The organism is Cellulomonas sp. (genome assembly GCF_035634735.1).
Lineage (GTDB): Bacteria > Actinomycetota > Actinomycetes > Actinomycetales > Cellulomonadaceae > Cellulomonas.
Window position 1 is genome coordinate 1 of the sequence record NZ_DASQCJ010000113.1, and the last position, 20,516, is coordinate 20,516.

The 20,516-nt window shown below is 77.6% G+C and carries 22 protein-coding genes and 1 pseudogene; 16 read left to right on the forward strand and 7 right to left on the reverse strand.

What is annotated here, in order from left to right; genetic code table 11:
• The 3 genes from VER05_RS09990 to VER05_RS10000 all read right to left on the reverse strand — a co-directional run.
• Positions 1-594, reverse strand: a 594-nt coding sequence (locus VER05_RS09990) for an ABC-2 transporter permease (RefSeq protein ID WP_324845207.1), incomplete at its 3' end; no start/stop codon positions are given.
• Complete coding sequence (locus tag VER05_RS09995) at positions 591-1,466, reverse strand: ABC transporter ATP-binding protein (protein WP_324845208.1); 876 nt, start codon at positions 1,464-1,466, stop codon at positions 591-593. The genes VER05_RS09995 and VER05_RS09990, both read right to left, overlap by 4 nt.
• The gene (locus tag VER05_RS10000; protein WP_324845209.1) at positions 1,463-1,885 is read right to left on the reverse strand and encodes a GntR family transcriptional regulator; all 423 of its coding nucleotides are present in this window, start codon (positions 1,883-1,885) and stop codon (positions 1,463-1,465) included. Before VER05_RS10000 ends, VER05_RS09995 begins: the two co-directional genes overlap by 4 nt.
• 172 nt (positions 1,886-2,057) lie before the next feature.
• Here VER05_RS10000 and VER05_RS10005 point away from each other — a divergent pair, with 172 nt between their 5' ends.
• The 4 genes from VER05_RS10005 to VER05_RS10020 are packed head-to-tail and all read left to right on the forward strand — an operon-like array spanning position 2,058 to position 4,394.
• A complete protein-coding gene (locus VER05_RS10005; protein ID WP_324845210.1) occupies positions 2,058-2,261 on the forward strand; it encodes a hypothetical protein in 204 nt (67 codons plus the stop codon).
• Positions 2,258-3,028, forward strand: a complete 771-nt coding sequence (locus VER05_RS10010) for a GIN domain-containing protein (protein ID WP_324845211.1) — start codon at positions 2,258-2,260, stop codon at positions 3,026-3,028. The genes VER05_RS10005 and VER05_RS10010 overlap by 4 nt, the downstream gene beginning before the upstream one ends.
• Positions 3,025-3,768: a DNA alkylation repair protein gene (locus VER05_RS10015; protein WP_324845212.1), complete on the forward strand. Its 744-nt coding sequence runs from the start codon at positions 3,025-3,027 to the stop codon at positions 3,766-3,768. The genes VER05_RS10010 and VER05_RS10015 overlap by 4 nt, the downstream gene beginning before the upstream one ends.
• 53 nt (positions 3,769-3,821) lie before the next feature.
• Complete coding sequence (locus tag VER05_RS10020) at positions 3,822-4,394, forward strand: YbaK/EbsC family protein (RefSeq protein WP_324845213.1); 573 nt, start codon at positions 3,822-3,824, stop codon at positions 4,392-4,394.
• A 21-nt stretch (positions 4,395-4,415) separates the two neighbouring features.
• Here VER05_RS10020 and VER05_RS10025 read toward each other — a convergent pair whose 3' ends face one another.
• Positions 4,416-4,841 (reverse strand): DUF4190 domain-containing protein, encoded by a 426-nt coding sequence (locus tag VER05_RS10025; RefSeq protein ID WP_324845214.1) that lies wholly within the window; start codon positions 4,839-4,841, stop codon positions 4,416-4,418.
• A 158-nt stretch (positions 4,842-4,999) separates the two neighbouring features.
• Complete coding sequence (locus VER05_RS10030) at positions 5,000-5,833, reverse strand: TetR/AcrR family transcriptional regulator (RefSeq protein ID WP_324845215.1); 834 nt, start codon at positions 5,831-5,833, stop codon at positions 5,000-5,002.
• 160 nt (positions 5,834-5,993) lie between these two features.
• Between VER05_RS10030 and VER05_RS10035 the strand changes: the two genes are divergently transcribed.
• From VER05_RS10035 to VER05_RS10060, 6 genes are all read left to right on the forward strand, one after another.
• Entirely contained in the window at positions 5,994-6,950 is a 957-nt protein-coding gene (locus VER05_RS10035; protein ID WP_324845216.1) for an NAD-dependent epimerase/dehydratase family protein, read from the forward strand.
• 186 nt (positions 6,951-7,136) lie between these two features.
• Positions 7,137-8,192: an iron-containing redox enzyme family protein gene (locus VER05_RS10040; RefSeq protein WP_324845217.1), complete on the forward strand. Its 1,056-nt coding sequence runs from the start codon at positions 7,137-7,139 to the stop codon at positions 8,190-8,192.
• Complete coding sequence (locus tag VER05_RS10045) at positions 8,189-9,247, forward strand: glycosyltransferase family 2 protein (protein WP_324845218.1); 1,059 nt, start codon at positions 8,189-8,191, stop codon at positions 9,245-9,247. The genes VER05_RS10040 and VER05_RS10045 overlap by 4 nt, the downstream gene beginning before the upstream one ends.
• Positions 9,244-9,519 carry a CDGSH iron-sulfur domain-containing protein gene (locus VER05_RS10050; RefSeq protein ID WP_324845219.1) on the forward strand — a complete coding sequence of 92 codons (276 nt, stop codon included), beginning with the start codon at positions 9,244-9,246 and terminating at the stop codon, positions 9,517-9,519. The genes VER05_RS10045 and VER05_RS10050 overlap by 4 nt, the downstream gene beginning before the upstream one ends.
• Positions 9,516-10,259 carry an MBL fold metallo-hydrolase gene (locus VER05_RS10055; RefSeq protein ID WP_324845220.1) on the forward strand — a complete coding sequence of 248 codons (744 nt, stop codon included), beginning with the start codon at positions 9,516-9,518 and terminating at the stop codon, positions 10,257-10,259. The genes VER05_RS10050 and VER05_RS10055 overlap by 4 nt, the downstream gene beginning before the upstream one ends.
• Positions 10,260-10,303: 44 nt before the next feature.
• Positions 10,304-11,947, forward strand: coding sequence for an NAD(P)/FAD-dependent oxidoreductase (locus VER05_RS10060; RefSeq protein WP_324845221.1), 1,644 nt, complete (start codon positions 10,304-10,306; stop codon positions 11,945-11,947).
• A 70-nt stretch (positions 11,948-12,017) separates the two neighbouring features.
• Here VER05_RS10060 and VER05_RS10065 read toward each other — a convergent pair whose 3' ends face one another.
• Positions 12,018-13,058 (reverse strand): App1 family protein, encoded by a 1,041-nt coding sequence (locus tag VER05_RS10065; protein ID WP_324845222.1) that lies wholly within the window; start codon positions 13,056-13,058, stop codon positions 12,018-12,020.
• A 180-nt stretch (positions 13,059-13,238) separates the two neighbouring features.
• Between VER05_RS10065 and VER05_RS10070 the strand changes: the two genes are divergently transcribed.
• Complete coding sequence (locus VER05_RS10070; RefSeq protein ID WP_324845223.1) at positions 13,239-14,045, forward strand: DUF1684 domain-containing protein; 807 nt, start codon at positions 13,239-13,241, stop codon at positions 14,043-14,045.
• A 72-nt stretch (positions 14,046-14,117) separates the two neighbouring features.
• Here VER05_RS10070 and VER05_RS10075 read toward each other — a convergent pair whose 3' ends face one another.
• On the reverse strand, positions 14,118-14,543 hold the full coding sequence (locus VER05_RS10075; protein WP_324845224.1) for a transferase: 426 nt from the start codon (positions 14,541-14,543) through the stop codon (positions 14,118-14,120).
• A gap of 260 nt (positions 14,544-14,803) precedes the next feature.
• Here VER05_RS10075 and VER05_RS10080 point away from each other — a divergent pair, with 260 nt between their 5' ends.
• From VER05_RS10080 to VER05_RS10100, 5 genes and pseudogenes are all read left to right on the forward strand, one after another.
• Entirely contained in the window at positions 14,804-15,565 is a 762-nt protein-coding gene (locus VER05_RS10080; RefSeq protein ID WP_324845225.1) for a DeoR/GlpR family DNA-binding transcription regulator, read from the forward strand.
• A gap of 15 nt (positions 15,566-15,580) precedes the next feature.
• Complete coding sequence (locus tag VER05_RS10085; RefSeq protein WP_324845226.1) at positions 15,581-16,621, forward strand: zinc-dependent dehydrogenase; 1,041 nt, start codon at positions 15,581-15,583, stop codon at positions 16,619-16,621.
• Between the two features lie 207 nt (positions 16,622-16,828).
• Positions 16,829-18,355, forward strand: coding sequence for a PTS mannitol transporter subunit IICB (locus tag VER05_RS10090; RefSeq protein WP_324845228.1), 1,527 nt, complete (start codon positions 16,829-16,831; stop codon positions 18,353-18,355).
• On the forward strand, positions 18,352-18,789 hold the full coding sequence (locus tag VER05_RS10095) for a PTS sugar transporter subunit IIA (protein WP_324845227.1): 438 nt from the start codon (positions 18,352-18,354) through the stop codon (positions 18,787-18,789). Before VER05_RS10090 ends, VER05_RS10095 begins: the two co-directional genes overlap by 4 nt.
• 140 nt (positions 18,790-18,929) lie before the next feature.
• A pseudogene (locus VER05_RS10100) lies at positions 18,930-20,516 on the forward strand (hypothetical protein); the annotation flags it as partial.

Sequence of the window (20,516 nt, forward strand, 5' to 3'; positions counted from 1 at the left end):
CGTCGCCCCGACCACCAGCGCCGGCGCGAGCGCGCCCGGCCGCGCCGCCAGCCACGCATCGAGGTCCGGCGCCCGGTCGCCCAGCAGCGCCGTGCTGCCCGCCACGGCGGCCGACACCCCGACCAGCGGCAGGTACGCCACCAGCCGGCCGCGCGGGTAGCCGAGCGCGTAGTAGACGGGCAGCTGGAGCCCGACCAGCACCGCGTACAGCGCGTACCCGACGGCGGCGACCGTGCCGAGCTCGCCGGCCGCGACCGGCACGTCCCGGGCGGCCGAGGCGACCAGGGCCAGCACCGTGCACACGGCGAGCGACGCGGCGCACAGCCCCACGACCGCGAGGTAGCGCGCCCGGACGAACGTCGCGCGCGCGACCGGCAGCACCGACTGCAGGGTGCCGAGGTCGTTCTTGTCCCCGATCGCGAACGGGTAGGCGGCCACCAGCGCGGCGAACACCGACCCGGCCGCGACCACGGCGGACGGCGGCGTGCTGATCACCGAGATCCAGCCGACCCCCGCGACCATCAGCAGCATCTGCTTCGCGTACGGGCGGACGGTCAGGACGTCGAACCGCACCGCGGCGACGAGCCCGGTCACGCGACGACCGCCGTCCGCGCGGTCGCCGGGGCGCCGAGGTGGACGACGACCTGGTCCAGCGTCGGCCGCTCGACCAGCACGTCCGGCCCGAGCAGCGGCACGTCGTCCGCCGCCACCAGCGCCTCGACCCCGACCGGGGTGCGGCGCGCGCCGAGCAGCGGCACCAGGCCGGCCTCGGGCAGCTCCTCGGCGCTCCCCCGCACCAGCCGGTACGCGGTGAGCAGGTCGTCGCGGGTCCCGGTCCGCACGACGCGACCGGCGCGCAGCAGCGTGAGGTGGTCGGCGATGCGCTCGAGGTCGGAGGTGATGTGGGTCGAGAACAGCACGCTGCGCCCCTCGTCCACCAGGTAGTCGCCGAGGATGCCGACGAGCTCGTCGCGGGCGACCGGGTCGAGCCCGCTGGTCGGCTCGTCGAGCAGCAGCAGCCGCGCGTCGTGGGACAGCGCGACCGCGATCTGCAGCTTCATCGCCATCCCCCGGGACAGCGCCTTGACCTTCGCGCGACGGTCCAGGCCGAAGCCGGCCAGCAGGTCCGCGTACCGGTCGGCGTCCCAGCGGCGGTAGAACGGGCGCAGCGCGCGCTCGACGTCGTCCAGGCGCCAGTCCTCGACCAGGCTCGGCCGGTCGAGCACGACGCCGATCTCCTGCCGCAGGTCGTCGGGCGCGGGCAGCGTCCGCCCGAGCACCTCCACCCGGCCGGACTCCGGGCGGAGCATCCCGAGCAGGGTGCGGATCGCGGTGGTCTTGCCCGCACCGTTCGGCCCGACCAGGCCGAGCACGTACCCGGTGGGGAGCTCGAACGAGACGTCTTCCAGCGCGAACGAGCCCACCCGGACCGTCACCCCGTGCAGGGCGAGCGCGAGGCCGGTCACCGGTCCGCCCGCCCGGCGTCCGCGGCGCGCTCCGCCTCCTCCGCGTCCGTCGCGGCCAGCAGCACGTCGAGCATCCCGACCAGGTCGTCCCGCCCCAGCCGGGCCAGCCGGGCCGCGTCGATCGCCGCGCCGAGGCCGTCCTCGACGCGGCGCAGCAGCTGCTCGCGCACGAGGGCCGAGTCGACCGGCAGCACGAAGGCGCCCTTGCCCGGGACGGTCGTGATGAACCCGGCGGCCTCGAGCTCGGAGTACGCCCGCGTGGTGGTGATGACCGAGATGCGCAGGTCCCGCGCCAGGGCGCGCACGGACGGCAGAGCGTCGCCGTCGCGCAGCTCGCCGGTCAGGACGGCGGCCCTGATCTGCTCGGCGACCTGCTCGTAGAGCGGGGCGTCCGCCCGGTTGGAGACGACGATGCGCATGAACTACCTCTCCTACTGTGCATATGCAGCATGTACAGTATGCCAGGTCGAGCCGGTCGGAGCCCAGCACCGACCTCGACTGCGTCGTCGACCCGTGCGTCTGCGCCGCGCGCACCGGCCCGCAGGGGCCGGCCGGCTGAGGGGGGCACCCCGACCGGAGGAGCACCCCCCGATGTGGCAGGACCCCGACCCCCACCAGATCGCACCCGTCCAGGCGTTCATGCGACGCGCCGCCCTCGCGATCGACCTCGTCGGCCCCGACGAGGAGCCCGCGCCACCGCCGCCCCCGTGGTGGCGGCGGGCCGCCCGGTGGCTCGCGCGGCGCCTGCGCCCCTCGCGCCGCCCGGCGGGCTCCGCGTCGCGGGACCAGCCGTGAGACGTCCCCGCGGGATCGACGTCGCCGTCGTGAGCGCGACCGTCGCCGCGGCCACGGTGGCGCCGGGGCTCAGCGCGTGCGACGCCGACTACGGCACTGTCCGCCACCCCGTCGCGGTCTCCGAGGAGGTCGAGGTGCCCGACGTCGGGACGGTGGTGCTCGCCACGCCGGGGACGCTGACGATCACGCGCGGCGAGCCGTCGCTGACCGTCACGGCGCTGCCCGCGACGCACGCCCACCTCGTGGCGGGCGTCGAGGACGGCGCCCTGGAGCTGGGGTCGAGCCGCGCGTCGGCCCACCCGTCCTGGGGCGCCATCACCTACCACCTCACCGTCCGCGAGCTCGCCGAGCTGGTCGTCGTCGACGGCGAGGCCGCGGCCGACGACGTGACCGGCCCGCGGGTCCGCCTGACCGTCCACGAGGGTGCGGGTCTGGACGTGCGCGGGATCGACGCCGACGCCGTCGACCTCACGGTCGAGGGCCGCGCGGGCGTCGTCCTCGCCGGGCGGTCGGACGCGCTGACGGTCCGGCTCGACGGCCCCGCCTCGCTGGACGCCGGCGACCTCCGAGCCGGACGCGCCACGCTCGCCGTCGGCGACGACGCCGAGGCCCTCGTCGACGTCACCCACACGCTCGACGTGTCCGTCCGGGGCGGAGGCATCGTCCGGTACGCCGGCGAGCCCGCCCTGACCCGCCGCACCGACGGGGGCCGGGTCGAGCGCGTCGGGGCGCGTCCCCACCCGGCCGACCGGGAGGCCCGGCCATGAGCCGCACGACCCTGACCCCGGCCGACCGCGTCTTCCTCGGCGGCGTGCGCGCCGCGCTGGAGGGCGCCGCCGACGAGCAGCTGCGCGTCCGCGGGCTGCGGTCGTTCAGGGAGCCCGTGCGCCCCTTCGGGGTCCGCGTCGCCACCGTCCGCACGATCGCCGAGCGGACCCTGGAGGCACTGGAGCCGCGCGACGTCGAGCGCGTCTGGCGGCTCTGCGACGCCCTCGGCTGCTCCGGGTGGCTCGAGGAGTCGTACGTGGCGGGCTACTGGGCCCAGGCGATGTCGGACGCGTACCGCCCGGCAGACGTCCACGTCTTCGGGCGGTGGCTCGACTCGTGGGTGGACAACTGGGCGACCTGCGACGCGCTGTGCGGCGAGTCCGTCGGCCGGCTGCTGGAGTCCGCGCCGCAGGTCGCACCGGCCGTGGCGGCCTGGGCGGCCTCGCCGAACCGGTGGGTGCGGCGCGGGGCGGCGGTGTCGTTCGTCCGCCCGGCACGCCGCGGGTTGCACCTGAGCACGGTGCTGCGGGTCGCGGACGCGCTGCTCGGGGACGGCGACGACCTCGTCCGCAAGGGGTACGGCTGGATGCTCAGGTCCGCGAGCCACGCCCACCCGGACGAGGTGTTCGGCTACCTCATGGCGCGTCGCCACGTGATGCCGCGCGTGGCGTTCCGGTATGCGCTGGAGAGCATGGACCCGGAACGACGCGACCGGGCGATGGGGCGGAGCACGCCGTGACGCACCGGGAGGACCGCCCGGCGCCCCCGCGACCCGGTGGGTAGCCTGCCGCCATGACCCTCACGCTCGGATCCCTGACCTGGTCGCGCGCCGTGGACCGCCTGGACCTGCTCGCCGGGTCGACCGCCGCCGCGCTGTCCGGCTGGGCCGCCGTGGCGCCCGAGGTCGCCGACGCCGTGCAGGTCACCGAGATCGACCCGGAGCTCGCCGACACCGCCGCGATGACCGACGCCTACGACCTGCCGCTGGTGGTGTCGGCGAACTGCGTGCTGGTGTCCGGGAAGCGCGCCGGCGAGGAGCGGGTCGCCGCGGCCGTGGTGCGGGCGACCACGCGCGCCGACGTGAACAGCGCGGTCAAGCGGCTGCTCGACGTCCGCAAGGCCTCGTTCCTGCCGATGGACCGCGCCGTCGAGGACTCCGGCATGGAGTACGGCGGCATCACGCCGATCGGCCTGCCCACCGGCTACCGGGTGCTGCTCGACGCGGGCGTGGCGGAGGCCGACCCGGAGGCGGGCGGCACCGTGATCATCGGGTCGGGGCTGCGCCGGTCCAAGATCGCACTGCCGGGTTCGCTGCTCGCGACCATGCCGGGCGTCGAGGTGGTCGAGGGCCTGGCCCTGGCCTGACGCACCCCGCCGCCACCGACCTCACGGACGCGCGTCGCCCCGCGCGACGCGGTCGCCGCGTGGGTCGTCCCACGTCAGCGACCACGAGCCGCCGGAGTGGTGCCAGTCGGCACCGTGCGACACGTGGCTCACCAGCAGCAGCGACAGCGCGAGCAGCGGCCCGATCAGGAGCATGCCGGCCGTGGACACCGCGCCGAGCACGATGCCGGTGATCGCCATCCAGGGCGCGCGGGCGCCGCGCCGCCGCGAGCGCTGGTAGCCGACGATCCCGAGCACGAGCGGCACCGGGCCGAGCGAGAGCAGGCCGGTGATGAACGCGGCGAGCGAGACGCCGTCGGCCTCCGCGTCGGCCGGCGGGGCCGGCGAGGGCGGCGGCGGTGGCGCCGTCGGCGCCGGTGCGGGCGGCGGCACCTCCGGAGCCGGCTGCGGACCGTGGCCGTCGGACATGCGCCTCACCCTCCCCGGGAGCGCGGCCGCGCGGCGCGCGCGGCGGCCCTCCTGACGCTAGGGCGGCCGCGCCGGCACCCAGCCGGACCGAGCACCTACGCACCCAGCGGCGCCCCGGCCGCCGGTCGCCGGGCAGCACCGCTCGCCCGCGCCACCCGTCAGCCCCGTGCCCGCACCCCCGCCGCCGCCGCGGTCCGCGTCGCCACGTCGTCGAGGTGCGCCGCCCGCTCGGCGAGCACCCCGCGGTAGTGCCCGAACAGCTCGAAGCTGACGCAGCCGAACAGCTCCGTCCAGGCGTCCACGACCGCGAGCGGCACCCGCAGGTCGACGGCCTCGGCGGGCGGCCGCGTGTCGGCGGGGCGGCTCGACAGCGCGAGGCCGAGCACGGTCCGCGCGTCGGCGAGCAGCGCAGCGGGGACCGGCGCTCCGGGGCCGTCCGGCACCGCAGCACCCCCGTCCGCCGCCCACGCGTCCACCGCCACCCCCGCGAGCAGCAGCGCGACCCGCGCGGCGGGCACCGTGGTGTCCTCGGGCGCCCGGTAGCCGGGCACCGGCGAGCCGTAGATCAGCGCGTACTCGTGCGGGTGCGCGAGGGCCCACGCCCGGACGGCGCGGTGCACCGCGAGCCACCGCCCGAGCAGGTCGGCGCGCGGCACGGCGCGCTCGGCGGCCTCGGCGGCGTCGGCGAGCCCGACGTACGCGTCGGTGATCAGCGCGGTCAGCAGGGCGTCCCGGTTCGGGAAGTACCGGTACACCGCGGACGGCGCCATGCCCAGCGACCGGGTGACGGCGCGCACGGACAGGCCGGCGGCGCCGACCTCCGCGAGCTGGTCGCGCGCGGCGTCGGCGATCCGGCCGACGAGCTCGCGGCGGGCCCGGGCACGCACGCCCTCCGCGACCCCCGTCGCCCCGGTCCGGCCGGGCGGGGCACCCGCCCCCGCGCGGGCGGGCGCAACGGCGGGCACGTCGGCGGGCGCGTCGGCGTCGGTCACCCGGCCAGCCTCGCACGAGGCCGCCCCGGCGCCGGCCGCGACACCTCCGGCCACCCCGTTTACCTCCCACCCTTGCGCATCGACGAGAACAGTGTTCACACTAGCGAACACCGATCACGTTCGTGACCGGCCGCGCACCACGCACCCCCCGGAGCCCGCCATGCCCTCCCACCTCGTCGTCGGTGCCGGCCCCGTCGGGTCCGCCCTCGCCCGCCTGCTCGCCGACCGCGGCGACCGCGTCACCGTCGTCACCCGCTCCGGTCGCGGGCCCGAGCACCCCGCGGTCACCCGGGTCGCCGCGGACGCGAGCGACGCCACCCGTCTCGCCGACCTGGGCCGCGGCGCGTCGACGGTGTTCAACTGCGCGAACCCGGGGAGCTACCAGGCCTGGGAGCGGCTGTGGCCGCCGCTGGCCGCCTCGATCCTGACCGCGGCGGAGCGCAGCGGCGCGGTCCTCGTGACCGCCGGGAACCTCTACGGCTACGGGCCCGTCGACGTCCCGATGACCCCCGACCTCCCGCTCGCGGCGACCGGGCACAAGGGCCGGCTCCGCGCCCGGATGTGGCGGGACGCCCTCGCGGCCCACGAGGCCGGCCGGGTGCGCGCGACCGAGGTCCGCGCGTCGGACTACGTCGGACCCACGCTCACCGCGTCGACGGGGCTGCTCCGCCGGTACGCCGACGCCGCCCTGGCCGGCCGCACCGCCGCCGTGTTCGGCGACGCCGACGCGCCCCGCTCCTTCTCGTTCGTCGACGACGTGGCCCGGACGCTCGCGGCGGTCGCCGGCGACGAGCGCGCGTGGGGCCGCCCCTGGCACGTCCCCGGCCCCGCGCCGGTCACCGTGCGCGCGGCGCTCGCCGACCTGGTGGCGGCCGCGGGCGACCCGCGGCCGGTCCGCGTGCGCCGGTTCCCCCGCGCCGCGGTCACCGCCCTGTCCCCCGTCGTGCCGGTGCTCCGCGAGCTCCGCGAGGTGCTCCACCAGTTCGAGCGCCCGTTCGTGCTCGACGCGAGCGCCACCACCGCGACGTTCGGCCTCACCGGCACGCCGTGGCCGGAGGTGGTGGCCGCGACGGCCCCGGCTTGGGCGCCGGCCGGCACGGCCACCGCACGGCGCTGACCTGCACCGCCGCCGGTCGCGGGCGGGGCGGCCGCTCGCCGCGCGCGACCCCGCCCGCGCGGCTAGCGTGACCAGCACGGGGACCGGCACGCCACGCCCGCCGCCCCGCGCCCGTCCCTCCAGCAGCCGGGGGACGCCCCGTCCGCGCGACGCCGCGCGGCACGCCCAGGACGAGGGACCCCACCCATGCGCGCACCCGCGCCCCGAGGCCCGCTCAGCGAGCGGGTCCTGCACGCCCTCACGACCGGCGAGACCGACGCCGGGCTGCCGGACCAGGCCGCTCGCGCGGCCGCCGCGTCGCCCGACCTGCTCACCGACGAGGACGTGCAGATCGCGCTGACGGCGCTCTACGAGCTGCACCACCAGGGCCTCGACGGCGTCGACGACCGGCTGGAGTGGGACCCGACGCTGCTGCGCGCGCGGGCGGCGCTCGAGGACGCGTTCGAGGCGCAGCTCCGCCGGGACGTCGAGGTCCCCGCGGACCTGGTGGCCGAGCTGGAGGCGAACGCCGAGCGGGAGGGCCTCGCCCCGGCGGTCGCCCGGGCGCTGTTCGACCTCACGAGCCGCGACGACGGGCCGAGCCTGTCCGCGTACGTCGCGCGCAGGGCCACCGACGACCAGCTGCGCGAGCTGCTCGTCCAGCGGTCGGTCTACCAGCTGAAGGAGGCCGACCCGCACACCTGGGCCATCCCCCGGCTGCTCGGCGTGCCCAAGGCGGCGCTCGTGGAGATCCAGGCCGACGAGTACGGCGGCGGCCGGCCGGAGCGGATGCACGCGGCGCTGTTCGCCCGCACGATGCGCGGCCTCGGCCTGGACGACACCTACGGCCGGTACGTCGACGACGTGCCGGCGATCACCCTCGCGTCGGTGAACATGATGAGCCTGTTCGGCCTGCACCGGCGGCTGCGCGGCTGCATCGTCGGGCACCTCGCGGCGTTCGAGATGACCTCCTCCCAGCCCAACCGGCTGTACGGCAACGGGTTCCGGCGGCACGGGTACGACGCGGACGTGACCTGGTACTTCGACGAGCACGTCGAGGCGGACGCCGTGCACGAGCAGATCGCCGGCCGGGACCTGGCCGGCGGGCTCGTCGAGCAGCAGCCCGCGCTGCGGGACGACGTGCTGTTCGGCGCGGCGGCGTGCCTGGCGGTCGACGGCCGGGTCGGGCGGCACCAGATCGAGCGCTGGACCGCCGGCGAGTCCTCGCTGCGCCGACCGCTGGCGGTGGGGAGCGCAGCGTGACCGCGGGCGGCCCGGAGCTGGCGGACGCGGAGTACGTCCTGCCGCTGCGCTGGGCCGACGACCGCGACCTGCCCGACCTGGCCGCGTACCTCGGCCGGCTCGTCGCCTGGCTGCCCGTGACGGTCGTCGACGGCTCGGACGACGAGCGGTTCGCGGCGCACGGTCGGGCGTTCCCGCTTGCGGTCCGGCACGTCCGGCCCGACCCGCACCCCGGCCGGAACGGCAAGGTGGCCGGGGTCGTCACCGGGCTGCGGCTGGCGCGCGCCGACCGCGTCGTGCTGGCCGACGACGACGTGCGGTACGACCGGCCGACGCTGGGCGCGGTGCTCGACCGGCTCGTCGACGCCGACGTGGTCCGGCCGCAGAACGTGTTCGACCCGCTCCCCTGGCACGCGCGCTGGGACACCGCGCGCAGCCTGGTCAACCGGGCGGCGGGCGGCGACTACCCCGGCACGATCGCGCTGCGGCGCTCGGCGCTGGGGCCGGAGGGCTACGACGGCGACGTGCTGTTCGAGAACCTCGAGCTGCTGCGCACCGCCCGGGCGCGCGGCGGCGTCGTCCGCCGCGCCGACGACCTCTACGTGCCGCGCCGGCCGCCGACGACGGCGCACTTCCTCGGCCAGCGCCCGCGCCAGGCCTACGACAGCCTCGCCCAGCCGGGCCGGTACGCGGCCGAGCTGGCGGTGCTCCCGGTGGTGGTCCTGGCCGCGCGCCGGGGTCCGCGCGCCCTGCTCGCCCTGGCCGTCGCGGCGTGCGCCGTGGCGGAGGCGGGCCGGCGCCGCGCCGGCGGGACCGCCCGGTTCCCCGCGAGCGCCGACCTGCTCGCCCCCGCGTGGCTCCTGGAGCGCGGGGCGTGCGCCTGGCTCGTCCTCGCGCTGCGCGCCACCGGCGGCGCCCGCTACGGCGGCTCGCGGCTGCCGCGCGCCGCCACCCCGCTCCGCGAGCTCCGCGCCCGCGCCGCCGCCGAGCGGTCCCACCGCGCGGCGCCCGCCCCCGTCGCCGGCCCGGCCCCCGGCCGTCCCCCCGCACCACGACACGCCCTGGAGACCGCATGACCGCCGAGACCGCCCCCGTGGTCCTCACCGCCTGCCCCGACGGACCGATCCTGGTGCGCGGCGAGGTCGAGATCCGCGACGCCGCCGGCCGGGTGGTCCCCCGCCGCCGCGCGACCGTCGCGCTGTGCCGGTGCGGGGCGTCGGGCATCAAGCCGTTCTGCGACGGCTCGCACAAGGCGATCGGCTTCCGCACGGACGACGAGGTGCCGCGCCCGCCCGAGCCGGTGCCCGGCCTCGGCGCCGACGCGACCCCGGGGCGGGGGGCGTCGTGAGGATCTCCGTCCCCGCGCCCGGCGTGGCCCGCCTGGAGCACGCGTACGTCAACTGCTACGTGATCGCCGGCGACCGCGGCGCCACGGTCGTCGACGCCGGCCTGCCCCGGATGTGGCGGGCGCTGCCGCGCCTGCTCGCGGCCGTCGACCGGACGCCCGCGGACGTCCGCGCGGTGGTGCTCACCCACGCGCACTTCGACCACGTCGGGTTCGCCCGGCAGGCGATGCGCGACCTGCACGTCGACGTCTGGGTGCACCCGGCGGACGCCCGGCTCGCGGCGCACCCGTACCGGTACGCGCACGAGAACCCCCGCGCCGCGTACCCGATCCGGCACCCGCGCGCGGTGCCGATCCTCGGCGCGATGGTGGCCGCCGGCGCCGCCCGGGTGCGCGGGGTGACGGTCGTCCGGTCGCTCGTGCCCGGGACGCGGCTGAAGGTGCCCGGCCGGCCCGACGTGATCGCCTGCCCGGGCCACACGGACGGGCACGTCGCGCTGCACCTGCCCGACCGCGGCGTGCTGCTGTCCGGCGACGCCCTGGTCACCCTCGACCCGTACACCGGCCGCACCGGGCCCCGGATCGTGGCGGGCGCGGCCACCGCCGACAGCGCGCTCAACCTCGCGTCGCTCGACGCGCTCGCGGCCACCGGCGCGGACCTCGTGCTCCCGGGGCACGGCGAGCCGTGGACCGGCGGGGCGGCCGAGGCCGTGCGGCTCGCCCGCGCGGCCGGCCGGGCCTGAACCAGCCGGTGCGGACGCGAGGCATCCCGCCTACGGTCGAGGGCGTGACCTCGTCCTCCGCCGACCGCCCCGACCGCGACGACCGCCCCGACCGCGACGGCGCGCGCCCCGCGCGGCACGGCGCCCGCCGCGGCCGGCGGACCGGCGCCGCGCCCTCGCCCGGCCTCGCCGCCGCCGCGCGGGGTGCCGCGGCCGCCGCCGGCGGCCGGCCCGGTGCTCGGCCGGGCGGCCGCGAGGTCGACGCCGTCGTCGTCGGCGCCGGCCCGAACGGCCTCGCCGCCGCGGTGACCCTCGCCCGCGCGGGCCTCCAGGTCGTGGTGCTGGAGGCCCAGGACACCGTCGGCGGGGGCTCGCGCACGCTCGACCTCGGCCTCGCGCCCGGGGTCGCGCACGACATCTGCTCGGCGGTGCACCCGATGGCGTGGGCGTCGCCGTTCTTCCGCTCGCTGCGGCTGCCCGAGCGCCTCGACCTGCTCACGCCGACGGCGTCGTTCGCGCAGCCGCTGGACGGCGGTCGCGCCGCGATCGCCTACCGCGACCTGGACCGCACCGCCGACGGGCTGGGCGCGGACGGCGCCGCGTGGCGGGCGACGTTCGGGCCCCTCGCGGAGCGGTGGGAGGACGTCGTCGCGCTCGCGCTCGGCGACCACCGCAGCGTGCCCGCGGGTGCGACGCCCCGGTCGGCGGTCACGGCCGCCCGGTTCGCGCTCGCCGTGCTGCGCAACGGGCAGTCCGTGGTGCCGTCGGCGCTGCGGACCGAGGAGGGCGCCGCGCTGCTCACCGGCGTCGCCGGGCACGCCATCACCCCGCTGCCGTCGCTCGCGGCGGCGGGCACCGCGGTGCTGCTGACGACGCTCGCGCACGCGGGGCACGGCTGGCCGGTGGTCCGCGGCGGGTCCCAGGCGATCGTCGACGCCCTGCTGGCGGACCTGGTGCGGCTCGGCGGGCGGGTGGTGACCGGGCACCCGGTCGCGCGGCGGGCCGACCTGCCGCCCGCCCGCGCGTACCTGTTCGACACCGGGCCGCGGCTGGTGGCGCAGGTGTTCGGCGACGCCATGCCGCCGCACCTGGTCCGGGCCTACGCCGGCTTCCGGTACGGGAACGCCGCCGCGAAGGTCGACCTCGTCGTCGACGGGCCGATCCCGTGGGCGCACCCCGAGGTGCACCGCGCGGGCACCGTCCACCTCGGCGGCAGCCGCGACCAGGTCGTCGAGGCCGAGCGCGCCGTCGGCCGCGGGCGGCACGCCGAGCACCCGCTCACCCTGCTGTCCGACCCCGCCGCGCTCGACCACGGCCGGGTGTCCCGCGGCCTGCGCCCGGTGTGGGCGTACGCGCACGTGCCCGCGGGCTCGGACGTCGACCCCACCGAGACGGTGATCCGGCAGGTCGAGCGGTTCGCGCCCGGGTTCCGCGACACCGTCGTGGCGGCGCAGGGCATCCCGGCCGCGCGGCTCGCGGAGCACGACGCCAACCTCGTCGGCGGGGACATCTCCGGCGGGGCGATCTCGCTCGTGGGGATGTTCACCCGGCCCACGCCCCGGCTGGACCCGTTCGACACGGGCGCGCCCGGGGTCTACCTCTGCTCGGCGTCCGCGCCGCCCGGGCCGGGCGTGCACGGGCTGTCCGGCTGGTACGCTGCCCGGCGCGCGCTGCGCCAGGTGTTCGGGCGGGCGGACGCGGCGTCCTGACACCCGCGGCCCGCCCGGGCAGCGCCTCCCGGGCCGGCGCCGCAGCGCCCGCCCCGGCCCCTTCCCGGCCTCAGGCGATGACGCCCGCCTCCGCCAGCCGGTCCGCGAGGTCGCGCCCGTCCGCCGCGTGCACGGTCACCACGGACGACCGCTCCAGCTCGTCCACCGCGCGCCGGGTCGCCGGGGTCGGCCCGGGCAGGCCGTTCTGCGCCACCTGCTCCGTCACTGAGAGCTCGCGGACCGCGATCGCCGCGACCCGGCCGGGGTTCTCGGCGGCGAACGTCTCGTAGACCTGCGGGTCGTGCTGGCCGTCGTCGCCGACCAGGATCCACCGCAGCCCGGGCAGCTCCTCGGCGAGCCGGCGCAGCGTCGCGGCCTTGTGCTCGCGCCCCGACCGCATGAGCGCCGCGCCGGTGGGCCCGAGGTCGGTGAGCAGCAGCGACCCCTGCGGCAGCCCCACGCGGTGCAGGAACCGGGACAGGGCGCTCGCGGTGTTCCACGCGCCGGTCGACAGGTAGAACACCGGGGCGTCGGGGTGCGTGGCGGTCAGCCGCCCGTAGAGCTCGGGCATCCCGGGGACCGGCTTGCGGCGGGCCTCGGAGCGCACCAGGAAGTTCCAGGCCGCGAGGTGCGGGCGGGGCACCATCGTGACGAGCACGGTGTCGTCGATGTCGCTGACGATGCCGTGCGTGGCGGCGGGGTCGACCACCTGCACCGGCGCCGGCACGTCCCGGTCCTCGCCGACCGACAGGTAGAGCGTCTGCCAGCCCGGCTCGAGCGGCACGTCCAGCCACGCGTCGAGGTAGCCCCCGCGGTCGGTGCGGGCGACCAGCAGGTCGGGCCCGTCGCCGGGCTGCGCGCGGACCCGCACCTCGGCGTCCGGCAGCTCGGCCGACAGCAGGTTCCGCCAGCCGCGCCGGGCGACGCTGCCGGGCGTCGGGGCGTCCGGGGCGGTGAGCAGGACCCGCGCGCGGACGCGCGACCGGTCGACGGTCCCGTACGACGGGTACGCGACGACGCGCGGGGTGTACCCGCGGCGGGAGAGCAGGCGGACGACGACGGAGGTGACCCGGTCCTCCGTCCGGGCGGCGAGCGCGGCGAACGTGGGCATGCCGGCCAGTATCGCGGCGGCCCGCCGGGCCCGCGCGCCGGGCGGGCGGCGCCCCGGCCGCCGTGCAGTCGATCGGGCCCCGTCCCGTCACGTCGTCTCACCCCGGCCCCGGCGCGCGGTCCACCGGTCCGGGCCGGGACTACCGTCCTCGCGACCCGGCGACCCCCGAGGAGCACCCGCGTGAGCAGCACGACCCCGACCTCCGGCAGCACCGCCCCCGCCGCCTGGCGCGCCTGGGCCGCGGCCCGCGACGCCGAGCTCGCCGACCCGCACGGCTGGCTCAGCCTCACCGCGCTGCACTGGCTCACCGCGGCGCCGACGGCGTACGACGACCTCCCCGGGCGGTGGTGGGCCGACGCCGCGGGCATCCACGTCGACCCGGGCGCCGGGCCCGCCGGCGCGCTGACGCTCGACGGCGCCCCGCTCACCGGCCCCACCTCGGTGTGGACCGCCGCCGACGGCGCCGCGGGCGACCTGCGCGCCGGCGACCGCCGCTTGGAGCCGGTCGGCCGCGGCCCGCTGCACCACGGGGTCCGCGTCCGGGACCCGCAGGCCCCGGCGGTCGCCGCGTTCGACGGCGTCCCCCGGTTCGACCACGACCCGGCGTGGGTGCTGGCGGCGGCGTTCGAGCCGGCCGCCGCGGGCACCGTCGAGGAGACCGGGTCCGTGGCGGGGCGGGTGCGGCACCGCCGCGACGTCGCCGGGCACGTCCGGTTCACCCACGACGGCGCGGAGCACGTACTGCAGGTGGCCGGCGGCGCGCAGCCGGCGATCTGGTTCCGGGACGCGAGCAACGGCGGCGAGACCGCCGCGTTCCGGGTGCTCGCCGTCCACCCTCGCCCGGACGGCACCGTCGTGCTCGACCTGAACCGCGCCGAGAACGCCCCGTGCGCGTTCAGCGACCACGGCACCTGCCCGCTGCCGCCCGCGGGCAACACGCTGCCGTTCGCCGTCCGCGCGGGCGAGCGCCGCCCCGCGGGCCGCTAGCCCGGCCGCGGGCACGCCGACGGCCCGGTCCGCCGGGAGGGCGGACCGGGCCGGAACGGCGGGGTCAGGGCGTCAGGCCACCAGGTGCCGGTCGAGCCGGCCGCCCTTGCGCGCGGCGGTGCCGGGCACGACGGAGCCGGGCTCCACCCGCGACTCGGCCGCCACGACCGCGCGGGGCTCCAGGCGCGCGTCGGCGCCGATCTCGGCGCGCACGCCCACGGAGGCGCCGGCGCCGACCGTCGCGCCGCGCGCCAGGTGCACGTGCGACCCGACGGTCGCGGCCACCTCCACGCGGGCGCCGGGCTCCACCCAGCAGTGCTGCCCGATCCGGGCGCGCGCCTCCACGCGGGCGCCCGGGTCCACCCAGGCGGAGTCCGCGACGTACGCCGTGTCGTCGACGACGGCCCCCTTGGCGACGAGCCCGCCGCCGTTGCCGTGACGCTGGTAGCGCACGACCGTGCCGTCCTGCATCTCGAGGTCTTCGTATCGCTTCTTCATCCTGCCTTCCCCAACGCCCCGGACCACCCCGGTGTTCCCGCCGGCACGAACTCGCGCGTGACCTCCGCGGACGCCCGGCGACCCCGGACGGCGCCGACCGGACCTGCGTTTGCCCCCGCATGCGTGTTTGGTTCGCTCTGTGTTCCCCCGTTTTTGTTGACTTTGCTGTGTGTCCTCCGCCACAGTGGGGGCTGTCGGGCACCGAGGCCCGGCGCGGCGCCGCCACGGGCCGCACGCCGTAGGAACAGGACACCGCCGTCGTGTACCCGCCCGAGCGCCACACGCTGATCCTCGCGACCGCGCGCGCCGCGGGCCGGGTCGAGGTGCAGCAGCTCGCCGCCGAGATGGACGTGACGCCCGAGACGGTGCGCCGCGACCTGACGGCGCTCGAGCGGATGGGCCTGGTGCGCCGCGTGCACGGGGGCGCGGTCCCGGTCGAGCGGCTGGGGTACGAGCCCGCCCTCGCGCAGCGCGAGCACGAGCTCGGGGCCGAGAAGGACCGGATCGCCAAGGCCGCGCTCGACGAGCTCCCCGAGGGCGGGTCCGTGATCCTCGACGCCGGGTCCACCACCGCGCGGCTGGCGGAGATGCTGCCCGCGGACCGCGAGCTCACCGTCGTCACGCACGCCCTGCCGGTCGCCACCGCCCTGGCCGCGCTCCCCCTCGTCACCCTGCACCTGGTCGGCGGCACCGTGCGGCCCCGCACGCTCGCGGCCGTCGGGTCCTGGGCCGAGCGGGCGCTCGCCGACGTCCGGGTCGACGTGGCGTTCCTCGGCACCAACGGGCTGAGCGTCGAGGCCGGGCTGTCCACGCCCGACCTCGCCGAGGCCACCGTGAAGCGCGCGCTCGTGGCCGCCGCGGCCCGCACCGTCGTGCTCGCGGACCACACCAAGGTCGGCCGCACCGAGCTCGCCGTGGTGGCGCCGCTCGGCCGGGTCGACGCCGTCGTCACCGACAGCGGCGTCGCCCCGGAGCTCGCCGACGAGATCGAGTCCGCCGGCCCGCGCGTCGTGCGGGCCTGAGCCCTGAGGAGAGAGATGAAGGTCTTCCGCTTCTACGCCCCCGGCGACGTGCGCCTCGAGGAGGCGCCCGAGCCGTCGCCGCAGGACGGCGAGGTCAAGATCCGGGTCCGCGCCACCTCGATGTGCGGCACCGACGTCAAGATCTCGACGTCGGGCCACCTGCGCATCCGGCCGCCCCGCGTGATGGGCCACGAGATCGCCGGCGAGGTCGTGGAGGTCGGCGCGGGCGTCGAGGGCTGGGCGCCGGGCGACCGGGTCCAGGTCATCGCGGCGATCCCCTGCGGCGAGTGCGAGTTCTGCCGCGCGGGCGCCATGACCATCTGCCCGAACCAGGTGTCGATGGGCTACGACTTCGACGGCGGGTTCGCGCCGTACATGATCGTGCCGCGCGAGGTGCTGAAGGTCGACGGCCTGAACCGGATCCCGGAGAACGTCTCGTTCGCCGAGGCCTCCGTCGCCGAGCCGTTCGCCTGCGCGATCAACGCCCAGGAGATCATCGACGTGCACAAGGGCGACACGGTCGTCGTGGTCGGGTCGGGCCCCATCGGCTGCCTGCACGTCCGGCTCGCCCGGGCCCGCGGCGCCGAGCAGGTGATCCTGGTCGAGCTCAGCCGCGAGCGCCTCGACCTCGCCGCCGCGGTCGTGCACCCGGACGTCGCGATCTGCGCGGCCGAGGTCGACCCGGTCGAGGCCGTCAAGGAGGCCACGGACGGCCGCGGCCCGTCGGTCGTCATCACCGCGGCCGCCTCGGGGGTCGCGCAGGAGCAGGCGCTGCAGATGCTCGCCCCGCAGGGTCGGCTCAGCCTGTTCGGCGGCCTGCCGAAGGACCGGCCGACCATCACCTTCGACTCCAACCTCGTGCACTACCGCGAGCTGGCGGTCTTCGGGGCGAACGGGTCCAGCCCCGAGCACAACCGCCAGGCGCTGGCGCACATCGCCGACGGGAGCGTCCCCGTCGCCGACCTCATCACCCACCGGCTGCCGCTGGACCAGGTCGCCGAGGGCATCGACGTCGTCCGTACGGGCGCGGGCATCAAGGTCACCATCGAGCCGTGACGGCCCGCCGCGAGGCCGCCGTCACCCACCACGAAGGAGCAGGTCAATGAGGATCCTCTCCGCGCCGGGCCGCAGCGCCCGGCCGACCCCCCGCGACGGGGAGGTGTGAACCCCGTGTCCACCGCAGCAGCCACCGCCGCGCCGGCCCCGTCGCGGGGCAAGCAGGCCCAGGTCCGCGTCCAGCGGTTCGGGGCGTTCCTGAGCGCCATGATCATGCCGAACCTCCCGGCGTTCCTCGCCTGGGGCCTGATCACGTCGCTGTTCATCGCCGTCGGCTGGCTGCCGAACGGCATCCTCGGCGGGTTCGGCAACGCCGACGACCCGGGCAGCTGGCAGGGCGCCGCCACCCAGCTCGCCCTCGCCGACGACGGCACCACGTTCCAGCAGTACGTCGGCATGGTCGGCCCGATGGTGACCTACCTGCTGCCGATCCTGATCGCGAACGCCGGCGGCCGGATCGTCTACAAGGAGCGCGGCGGCGTCGTCGCGTCCATCGTGGCGGTCGGCATGATCACCGGCTCCACCGTGCCGATGTTCCTCGGCGCGATGATCGTGGGCCCGCTGTCGGCGTGGGTGCTCAAGAAGGTCGACTCGATCTGGGCCGGGAAGATCAGGCCCGGCTTCGAGATGCTCGTCGACATGTTCACCGCGGGCATCCTGGGCGCCGCGATGGCCGTCGGGGCGTTCTTCGGGTTCGCCCCGATCATCACCGGCGTGTCCGACGCGCTGGGCAACGTGGTGTCCTGGATGGCCGACAACCACCTGCTGCCGCTCATGGCCGTGGTGGTCGAGCCCGCGAAGGTGCTGTTCCTCAACAACGCGATCGGCAACGGCGTCCTCGTCCCGCTCGGCGCCCAGGAGGTCGTCGAGCAGGGCAAGTCGCTGCTGTTCCTCGTCGAGTCCAACCCCGGCCCCGGCCTGGGCATCCTCATGGCCTACACGTTCTTCGGCATCGGGGCGGCGCGGTCGTCGGCCCCGGGCGCGGCGGTCGTGCAGTTCATCGGCGGCATCCACGAGGTGTACTTCCCGTTCGTGCTGATGAAGCCGACGCTGATCGTCGCGGCCATCCTCGGCGGTGCGACCGGCATCGCGACGAACGTGGTGTTCGGCAGCGGCCTGCGCGGCCCGGCGGCACCCGGGTCGATCATCGCGGTCTACGCCGCGACGCCACGCGACTCGTTCGTCGGGGTGACGCTCTCGGTGGTGCTGGCCTTCGTGGTCACGTTCCTGGTGGCGGCGGTCATCCTGCGGGCCTCGCGGAAGAAGGACCTCGCGGCGGGCGGCGGCGACCTCGCCGCGGCGATCGCCCAGACCGAGGCCAACAAGGGCAAGTCGTCCACGGCGCTCGACGCCATGGCGGCCCGCCAGGGCGGCGCGGTGCCGGCCGGGGCGGACGCCGAGCCGGGGGCGCCCGCGGCCCCGGTGCGGTCCATCGTGTTCGCGTGCGACGCCGGCATGGGGTCGTCCGCGATGGGCGCGAGCATCCTGCGCGACAAGCTCAAGAAGGCCGGCCGCGCCGACATCACCGTGGTCAACAAGGCCGTCGCCAACCTGGAGGACGACGTCGACCTGGTCATCACCCAGCGCGAGCTGACCGACCGGGCGCGGCGGCACGCCCCCAGCGCCCGGCACGTCTCGGTCGACAACTTCCTGTCCAGCCCCGTGTACGACGACGTCGTGCGCGAGGCCCGGGCGGAGGCCGAGGCCGGGGCGACGGAGAGGAGCACGTCATGACGGAGCTGCTGAGCGCGGACCTGATCGTCCCCGCGGGGCGCGCCGGGTCCAAGGAGGAGGCCATCCGGGAGGCCGGGGCGCTGCTCGTCGGCTCCGGGGCGGTGGACCCCGGGTACGTGGACGCGATGCTCGAGCGCGAGCTGACCATCTCCACGTACATGGGCAGCTACCTCGCCATCCCGCACGGCACCAACGAGGCGAAGGGCGCGATCCACCGGTCCGCCGTCTGCCTGGTGCGGTACGAGGAGCCGGTCGACTGGGACGGCAACCCCGTGCGGGTCGTCGTGGGCATCGCGGGCGTCGGTGACGAGCACCTGTCGCTGCTGTCCCGGATCGCCCTGGTGTTCAGCGACGGCGAGCGCGTGCAGCGCGTCCTGGACGCCACCACCCGCGAGCAGCTGACGGCCGTCCTCGCGGAGGTCGAGCCGGCCTGACCCGCGCGTCGGTCGTCGAGTGCAGACGAAACGGGTCGAGTGCCTATCCGGCGGATAGGCACTCGACCCGTTCGATGTGCACTCGCGGGCGGAGGGCCGCCGCGCGGGCGGTGTCGGGGGCGTGTGGCACGATCGGGCGCGTGCCCGCCGTCCCGTCCCCCGCGCCGTCCGCGGGCGGGGCGGACCGGCCCGGCGCCGCCGCCTGGGCAGCCGGCCCCGGCGACTGGCGCGCCGTCCTCGACGGCCTGCTCGCCTGGGGCGACGCCGCGCCCGCCCCGCGCGCCCGCCGCGCCGCGCTGCAGGTGGAGCTGCGCGAGCTGACCCCCCGCACCCGCGAGCGCTGGAACGGCCCGGTGTCCCGCACCGCCGTCGCCCGCCGCCCGGGCGAGCCCGCGGACCCCGGCACCGCCGGCTACCGCCTGGGCGTCCGCCCCGTGACCCGCACCGACCGCGGCTGGACCCGCGGCAGCGTCACCTGGGCGAACATCCCGCACCTGCGCGCCCGGCTCGACCTCGACGCCGACCAGCACCGCTGGTTCTGCCAGGTCGGCGCCCTGCACCGCGCCGCCGAGCCGCCCGTCCCGGGCCAGGACGCCGCCTGGGTGTACCTGGACGAGTTCGTCAACCCGGTGCTCTGGGACCTGCTGGACCAGGCGCGGGACCTCGGCATCCCGCTCGTCGGGTCGGGCGCCGGCGCCGAGGTGCGCCGCGCGGGCGCGGCCCGGCTGGGCCTGGACGTCGCGCGCGGCGCCGCGGGCCTGCGGGTCGCGGCGCACCTGACGGTCGACGGCGAGCCGCACCCCGTCGCGCACGCGCACGCGATCGGCGACCACGGCGTCTACGTCGTCGACCCGGCCCACCCGCGCCGGGTGCTGCTGGCCCCGGCCGCCGAGCCGCTCGGGCCGCAGCAGCTCGCCCTGCTCGGCGACGCGGCCGGCGGGCGCACGGTAGCCGACGCCCTCCGCGCCGGCGTCGTCGTCCCCGAGGACCAGGCCGGGCCGTTCCTGCGCGAGCGGCTGCCCGCCCTGCGCGCGGGCCTCGACGTCGCGAGCGCGGACGGGTCGGTGGTCGTCCCGCCGCCGGCCCCGCCCACGCTCGTGCTGACGGTCCGGCACCTGCCCGGCCGGGTCGTCGACCTGACGTGGCGGTGGGACGGCCACGCCCGCTCGGGCCCGGCGCCCGACCCCCGCGACCTCGTGCCGGGCGACCTGGTGCCCGGCGGCTGGCCGGAGGCGGACCCCGCCGACCCCGCCGACCCGGCCGACCCCGACCACCCCGCCGACGACCGCCCCGCCGACGGCCGCCCGCCGCTCCCCCCGCCCACGACGCTCCGCGACGCCGACGCCGCCGACCTCGTCACCGCCGCGCTCCCCCGGATCGCCGCCCTCGCCGGCGTCCGAGTCGACACCGTCGGCACCGCCCCTGACTACCGCGTCCTGCACGGCGCGCCGGTGCTCACCGTCACCGCGCAGCCCTGCGACAAGACCGACTGGTTCGACCTCGGCGTCACCGTGACCATCGACGGCCGCACGGTGCCGTTCGGCCCGCTGTTCGCCGCGCTCGCGAAGGGCCGCCGGCGGATGCGCCTGGTCGACCACACCTACCTGTCGCTCGACCACCCGGCGCTCGAGCCGCTGGCCGCCCTGGTCGCGGAGGCGCGCGAGCTCGCCGAGTGGGAGACCGGCCTGCGGGTCAGCCGGCACCAGACCAGCCTGTGGGCCGACCTC

Excerpts from the sequence above, each read along its gene's own strand:
- VER05_RS10000 (WP_324845209.1), bottom strand. The coding sequence starts at position 1,885 with ATGCGCATCGTCGTCTCCAACCGGGCGGACGCCCCGCTCTACGAGCAG.
- VER05_RS10005 (WP_324845210.1), top strand. The coding sequence starts at position 2,058 with ATGTGGCAGGACCCCGACCCCCACCAGATCGCACCCGTCCAGGCGTTC.
- VER05_RS10015 (WP_324845212.1), top strand. The coding sequence starts at position 3,025 with ATGAGCCGCACGACCCTGACCCCGGCCGACCGCGTCTTCCTCGGCGGC.
- VER05_RS10020 (WP_324845213.1), top strand. The coding sequence starts at position 3,822 with ATGACCCTCACGCTCGGATCCCTGACCTGGTCGCGCGCCGTGGACCGC.
- VER05_RS10025 (WP_324845214.1), bottom strand. The coding sequence starts at position 4,841 with ATGTCCGACGGCCACGGTCCGCAGCCGGCTCCGGAGGTGCCGCCGCCC.
- VER05_RS10035 (WP_324845216.1), top strand. The coding sequence starts at position 5,994 with ATGCCCTCCCACCTCGTCGTCGGTGCCGGCCCCGTCGGGTCCGCCCTC.
- VER05_RS10040 (WP_324845217.1), top strand. The coding sequence starts at position 7,137 with ATGCGCGCACCCGCGCCCCGAGGCCCGCTCAGCGAGCGGGTCCTGCAC.
- VER05_RS10050 (WP_324845219.1), top strand. The coding sequence starts at position 9,244 with ATGACCGCCGAGACCGCCCCCGTGGTCCTCACCGCCTGCCCCGACGGA.
- VER05_RS10065 (WP_324845222.1), bottom strand. The coding sequence starts at position 13,058 with ATGCCCACGTTCGCCGCGCTCGCCGCCCGGACGGAGGACCGGGTCACC.
- VER05_RS10075 (WP_324845224.1), bottom strand. The coding sequence starts at position 14,543 with ATGAAGAAGCGATACGAAGACCTCGAGATGCAGGACGGCACGGTCGTG.
- VER05_RS10085 (WP_324845226.1), top strand. The coding sequence starts at position 15,581 with ATGAAGGTCTTCCGCTTCTACGCCCCCGGCGACGTGCGCCTCGAGGAG.
- VER05_RS10090 (WP_324845228.1), top strand. The coding sequence starts at position 16,829 with ATGATCATGCCGAACCTCCCGGCGTTCCTCGCCTGGGGCCTGATCACG.
- VER05_RS10095 (WP_324845227.1), top strand. The coding sequence starts at position 18,352 with ATGACGGAGCTGCTGAGCGCGGACCTGATCGTCCCCGCGGGGCGCGCC.